Annotated in this window: 9 protein-coding genes; all 9 read right to left on the minus strand. The window is 47.0% G+C overall.

Features of this window, described 5'->3' with window-relative positions; translation table 11 throughout:
* Positions 1 to 586, minus strand: a 586-nt coding sequence (locus AC29Z1_RS04170; protein ID WP_488270199.1) for an XdhC family protein, incomplete at its 3' end; no start/stop codon positions are given.
* 36 nt (positions 587 to 622) lie between these two features.
* Positions 623 to 1,069, minus strand: a complete 447-nt coding sequence (locus AC29Z1_RS04175; RefSeq protein ID WP_488270200.1) for a DVU_1555 family C-GCAxxG-C-C protein — start codon at positions 1,067 to 1,069, stop codon at positions 623 to 625.
* 33 nt (positions 1,070 to 1,102) lie between these two features.
* Positions 1,103 to 1,414: an XdhC family protein gene (locus AC29Z1_RS04180; RefSeq protein ID WP_488270201.1), complete on the minus strand. Its 312-nt coding sequence runs from the start codon at positions 1,412 to 1,414 to the stop codon at positions 1,103 to 1,105.
* Positions 1,414 to 2,181, minus strand: a complete 768-nt coding sequence (locus tag AC29Z1_RS04185; protein WP_488270202.1) for an XdhC family protein — start codon at positions 2,179 to 2,181, stop codon at positions 1,414 to 1,416. Before AC29Z1_RS04185 ends, AC29Z1_RS04180 begins: the two co-directional genes overlap by 1 nt.
* Positions 2,178 to 2,444 (minus strand): hypothetical protein, encoded by a 267-nt coding sequence (locus AC29Z1_RS04190; protein ID WP_488270203.1) that lies wholly within the window; start codon positions 2,442 to 2,444, stop codon positions 2,178 to 2,180. Before AC29Z1_RS04190 ends, AC29Z1_RS04185 begins: the two co-directional genes overlap by 4 nt.
* A gap of 191 nt (positions 2,445 to 2,635) precedes the next feature.
* Complete coding sequence (gene trsM / locus AC29Z1_RS04195; protein WP_488270204.1) at positions 2,636 to 3,238, minus strand: DVU_1556 family methyltransferase; 603 nt, start codon at positions 3,236 to 3,238, stop codon at positions 2,636 to 2,638.
* Positions 3,235 to 3,444: a DVU_1557 family redox protein gene (locus AC29Z1_RS04200; protein WP_488270205.1), complete on the minus strand. Its 210-nt coding sequence runs from the start codon at positions 3,442 to 3,444 to the stop codon at positions 3,235 to 3,237. The genes trsM and AC29Z1_RS04200 overlap by 4 nt, the downstream gene beginning before the upstream one ends.
* A gap of 10 nt (positions 3,445 to 3,454) precedes the next feature.
* Complete coding sequence (locus AC29Z1_RS04205) at positions 3,455 to 5,752, minus strand: pyridine nucleotide-disulfide oxidoreductase/dicluster-binding protein (protein WP_488270206.1); 2,298 nt, start codon at positions 5,750 to 5,752, stop codon at positions 3,455 to 3,457.
* Between the two features lie 95 nt (positions 5,753 to 5,847).
* Positions 5,848 to 6,048, minus strand: a 201-nt coding sequence (locus AC29Z1_RS04210; protein ID WP_488270207.1) for a hypothetical protein, incomplete at its 5' end; no start/stop codon positions are given.

A 6,048-nucleotide genomic window follows, 5' to 3' on the forward strand; every position in this document is an offset into this window, starting at 1 on the left:
CCCCAAACAGGTACACAACCCCTTTAATTCGAATGGGCTCAACAATAACCTTTTGCCCGTCGTTAGCATCCGCATGAATAGAAATTTTTGCCGGTCCTGAAACCAGTTTTTCCATAAATTCCGGCTCGCATTGAAAATGGCCAACAACAGTACCGTCCTGCTTTACAAGACATTGCTGCCGCAAAGATCCTGCTGGTTGATCTTTCAATTCGGTTATCAGCCATGCTTTTTGTGCTGTTTCCAGAGTGGATAGAACAGCTTCATACATCTGCTTGTTATCACTATTCCCGGCATCTATATAATCAAGCCAAATTTCCCCTGCCCCACCGCAGCTCATGGCAACATCCGAGCCTGTCAAATTAAAGGGATGGATAAGTGATTGCCGGGTTACAAACATGTGTTTTGCTAACTTGATAATTTCAGCTTCTAACCGTCCACCGCCAACTGTACCGATAATCGAACCATCTGTTCGGATCATCATCTTAGCCCCTGCCGAACTAGACCCAGTGCTATGTAAAACAGTAGCCACAACAACGTGTTCACCGGCTGACAGGAGTTGAACTAAGTTCCTATAAAACCTTTTCATTCCTACCCTCCTAGCGGTTTTACCTACTTATAGCTGCTACGTTAGACGGCCAGACAATTCATACCCATTGGCTGCCAGTATCTTATCAATTTTGGCAAGAGCATCTAATACCAGTTGCGGACAACGAATCATTCGGTTCATGGGATTATTTTCTAAGATGATATTACAATCAATCCCACTATACTGGGAACCGGCGGTTTGTTCAAACCAATCAACAAATTCCTTTATCATCTCATTGAGGCGGCTATCTTCCAGCTCTTCTGCGACCCCCTTCCCAGCGTAAAGCCCTATCAGACAGGCTCCGCCAGTTAAAACGCCACAGGTTTTACCACAAAAACCAAGTCCGCCATTTAAGCCAGACATAGCCCGTACCACATCGGGGTTTTCTTTCCCCTGCGCCTCTAAGCCTATGATCATCATGATTTGGCTGCAATAAAAACCCGCTTGTGATAGTTCAACCAGCTTCAAAAAAGCATCTGTCACCGTCCTTCACCTACCCTCTACTTCACTTTGCTGTTATAAAACTTGAATAAACACTTCCATAATTCCGCCGCAAACCATTCCTTCATCGGCCGCTGCATCATTTAACATCCTTACCGTATATAATTGGGATCGGTTGTTATCCAGTGCGGTTAACGCCTGCCGCCTTACCTCCGCTTCCCCGCAACCGCCGCCAATTGTCCCAAACGACCTGCCATCAGGAAATACCAACATGGTGCTGCCTGGTTTGCGGGGTGTCGAACCACGGGTTTCCACAATGGTGACCAGTGCTGCCCGCTCCCCCCGCTGCTGACATTCACAAATATATTTGATCAGCGCCCGGTCCATTAGCTCGCCCCCTTATACTCACTTAGTGGGCGACCAGACCCATTACGAAACACTGACACTATCTCAGCGGCGATACTGAGTGCTATTTCTGCAGGCGTTTCAGCGCTAAGGTCAAGACCAATGGGTGCGCGCAGTCGCCGCTCGAGATCGGCTGGCGCTCCTTCTGTTTTCATCAGGGCAAGAATGTCCCTTATACGTTTTCGGCTGCCAATCATCCCCAGGTACCGGGCATTACTACTCATGGTGGCGCGCAGACAGTCCATGTCATACCGATGTCCGCGAGTGATAATAATAACAGCCGTGTCATTGTCCACCGACAGATTTGTAAGAGCAACCTGAAAACTTTGACAAATGACTTGATCGGCTCCGGGAAATCTGGCGGTATTGGCAAATTCCGGACGGTCATCAATTACGGTTACCGCAAAATCCAGTAAGGCCAGGATTTGAACCAATGGTTGACTAATATGTCCGCCGCCCAACACGATGGCCTTACACTTATTCGTCAATTTATCCCAAAACAAACGGTAGGTATTACCAATCTCGTCTTCTACCGTAATGGTTACTGGTTTCGTCCATACCGTTGTTCGCACGATCTCCAGTATTTTTTCTAAAACCCCTGCCGCTAATTGAGCATGCACCGATCCATCTCCCTGTACTATGAGCATTTGCCCGATTAGGTTGTCAGGTTCCGAAGGACCGTCAATCACAGTCAGAATATCGGCTGTATCTCCGTTATCTATCGCTGCCAGCAGCTTATGAAAGCTCATCCCGACTCCTCCTTTGAGTCACAGCGGGGACGGTCAGGTCCTTTACCAAATAAATCATTCATTTTAGCAAAGGCGACCTCTGATAACAAATGTATTTGTGCCGGCTTGCCGTCCATGGTTTCGCCAAATAAGACGATACCATTATCGGTTTCCAAATAGCGCACCGGAACATCGCGGCGAAATAGTTTGCCAGTGGTCTTATCCATCACTTCAAGGGTAATCCAATCGGCTTCAATTTTATCAAGCAAATCAGTTTCTTTCATATACGAGCCCCCAATGGTAATTAAGCTGACAGTATCAAGCGTGACCCCATCTTACATTTCGGACAACTCCGTCCTTCATTGGTATCATCACAGCTTATACAATACACGCTAAAGCACCGGCAGCATTGATACAAAGGATTATTAGCTATTTCTTTGCCGCAGCGGGGACATGTTCTTTTCTCCAACGCAAATCATCCTTTCATTTTTTCAGCCACTAATAAAAAATATCCAAATTTCGTCTTAGGACTTGCGGTACACGGCCACAGTTCTGCCAGTGATCCATGTTCCATAATGTAGCTGGCAATAAATTCTCGCAACAAAGCAGTTTGATCTTCCCAAATCGTGATCTGAAACCCGTTCTCTGCAAGCATGAATTTTAGCTGCCGGTCATTGAGATAACCGTCTGAGGGAGTGGAAGCTGGTAAATATACATCAGTTATGGCCAGTTTCCCCCCAGGGATAAGAATACGGCAAATTTCAGCTAATACTGCATAGGTATCCTGCATAACTGATAAGCTGCATTCAGCTAGCACCCCGCCAAAAGATTCCGCAGGAAAAGGTAGGTTTTCGCCTGCCGCCTGGATTAATGGCAAACCCGGCGCACGCTGTTTGCCCTCTGCTAACCGGGCAGGTGATATATCCACTCCGACAGCCTGTAATCCGCAAACGCAACTTAGATATTCCACAGTCTTACCGGTACCACAGCCAATATCAAGCACTTTTGTTCCAGGAGCAAAGGAACAATAGGCAATCACCTGTTTAGTTAACATCAGTCCACCCGGATGCAGCATCATTTATCCTCCAGTGCCGCTTCCACCTGCTGCATCTTACCATTGGCTAATTCCTCAGGAATGTATACCAGGCCACATTGGGCGCACCTATATAATTCGACCGGAAAACTGCTGCCAAGGTAAGATAAGGTCACTTTTCCCATAGTTAGGTCAATTCCGCAGGTAACACAAACAATCCGTATTGGCTGCTGTTCTGTCTGTTTACTCATCTTTCCTCCACTACCCTGTTATCTCTAATCTGTGACAATAAGCATTATGTACGATGAAACCATCCGCCTGCGGTGAGTATTCCACCCAATACGTCACATTGGCCGGTTGATAATATGCGATATAATACCCTTTACGCGCATGCTGCAATTTACGGCCAGTGCTTTCGGCATGAGCAATCACCTGGGTCACGTCCTCAACCAAAATCCGTCTTTCTTCCATAACCACTAGTACTTCTTCAGGAATAATCACCTTAACCGCTGCCTGCGTTTCCACTACCGTTTCACCCCAAATCTCTCTCAGCAGAGTTTGCTTCAATCTAGCTCGATTGTCCTGCCGCTCTGAAAAGCCAGGCCCTACTTTTGCTGCCAGATTTTCCTGACCATTGCCCAGAATGAGATCTAGAAGATGGTAGGTTCGTTTGCCCTGGCTGGCAAAATTATCCCGGCACATGGCACAGTACACCAGATAATCGTGCTCACTTTCCTTAATTCGTCTAGCTATTACTTTTTTGGCAACCTCTTTATTCGCATACAGCATTAAACCTCCATAGCCGCAACAGTTAGTCTGTTCACGGCTAAAGGGCAGCTCTTCTATGAAGTATCCCATTTTGCCCAACAGTCTTCGTACTGTATTATGAAGCTCTGTATCGTATCGAGTAGTACAACTATCGTGAATGGCCAAGGTTTGTGGAATCGTATGTGACTGACATGACTCAGGCAACCCAAGACGCTCAAAGAAAGTCCACAAACTCTCCGCCGGTTTATCCGGTAAATACTGGTTAAACAAACTATAGCAGGTAGGACAAGCAGCTATAATTTTGGGACTTCCCATGTTACGCCAGTTGCGTTCCAATTCCTTAATCGTTTCCTGAAACAGCCCTTCTTGCCCGGCCCAACTGGCCGGCGCCCCACAACACCCCAACATTAACCCGACACTATTGTTCATTTTTTCACATAAATACTTATATATCTGCTGAACAGACTGCGGTGCTGAAGCCGCTAACTGACAGCCGGGATAAAATACTAGCTCACTTGCCTCATACCCTGGCTGATGTCTGATAAGCGTAAATTTTTCACTGGTACTAAACTTCATATCCCGCAAAGCAAAATCATGAGCCGATGGCGGCATTTTCCCCCGCTCCACCATAATTTGCCGCGCCTGCTGGCAAACTTCCCCCATGTTCAGGTTGCCTGGACAAATCTCTGCGCAAAGCCCGCACAAACTGCAAGAGTTAATCATTTTATTGGTATGATGAATTCCCATGACAATTGACAAATTATTGTATACTTCGCGCACATACCGTTTGGGATACCCCCGGTAGTGAGCAAGATATTCGCAGGCCTTCACACACTCCAGGCACTCGCATAGCAAGCAGCGACCGGCCTCACGGCTAGCCTCCTCTTTGGTATAGCTATCAGCCGCTGGCAATACTCTGGGCTGAGGTTTTATTCCTGTAATATTGGTATACAGAGAACTCGTAAAAGGTCCCTCATTTTCTCGGTTAGCCGTGAGGGATGCCTGCTGAAACAGCCGATCAATGGAAATGGCGGCAATTTTACCATCAGCAAGTGATGCAATGGGTGATGTGTGTTCGCGGCGCAGGCTGCCACCGGCAAAAACCTTGTTACGGCTGGTTGCCAAAGATACCGCATCCACCGTAATCCGTCCCTCAGTATCCACGGCAAGACCAAAATTATCTTGCAGCTTTTCTTGAGTACCTGTAGCCAAATAGATGGCATCAAAAGTGTCATAGATACTATCCAAGGAGTGTATCGGCGTATTATAGTGAACTCTAAGCGGGAGTTTGTCAAGAATCAGCAGATCATTATATATCACCTGACGGGGCAATTGCTGCTCAGATATATCCCAGATTCTTCCCCCCAAACGGTCTGTTGCTTCAAAGATAACCACCTGATACCCTTTGCGACCAAGCTCGACGGCTGTGGTTAAACCACTTAAGCCCCCTCCCACAATGGCTGCCTTTTGTTTTTTTGCCGGTGGTACCAAGATGTTAGGCGTTATAGTGTTATAGTCCACACATATTTTTTCTAAGGCCCTGATAAAAATTGGCTCATCAATTTCTTTGCGTTTACACCCTTGCTGGCAAGGCTGGTCACAAATTCTGCTGATAATTCCCGGAAAAGGCACCATTCTGTGAAATAAGGCATACCCAGTAGCATAATCTTCCTTACTTACAGCTTTAACCACGCCCCGGGCATCTACATGAACAGGACATTGGGCTGTGCAGCCGGGAGGATTTTCTTGTACGCATTTTGCTTCCCGTTGGCGTAATAATTTTTGATCCATATTGATACCACCTCCCCTGATATGGAGAAATTCTAAAACGAACGGAAAGCCTGACGGCTTTCCCGTCCGTTTTAGAAGCTTACACGATCCTGGTGTTACTTACCGCTAGCGGCTTGCTCCTTAGCAGCCAGTGCCTCCAAACCTGCCTTAATTTTTTCAGGTAATGCCGGTACGGCGTACAGCCGGACACCACAAGCATTATAAATGGCATTAAGAATAGCAGGATGCGGGGCAGTAAGCGGAGCTTCACCCACACCGGCAGCACCATACGGACCATGCTCACGCGGTGTAATATT

Source organism: Sporomusa sp. (assembly GCF_057736855.1).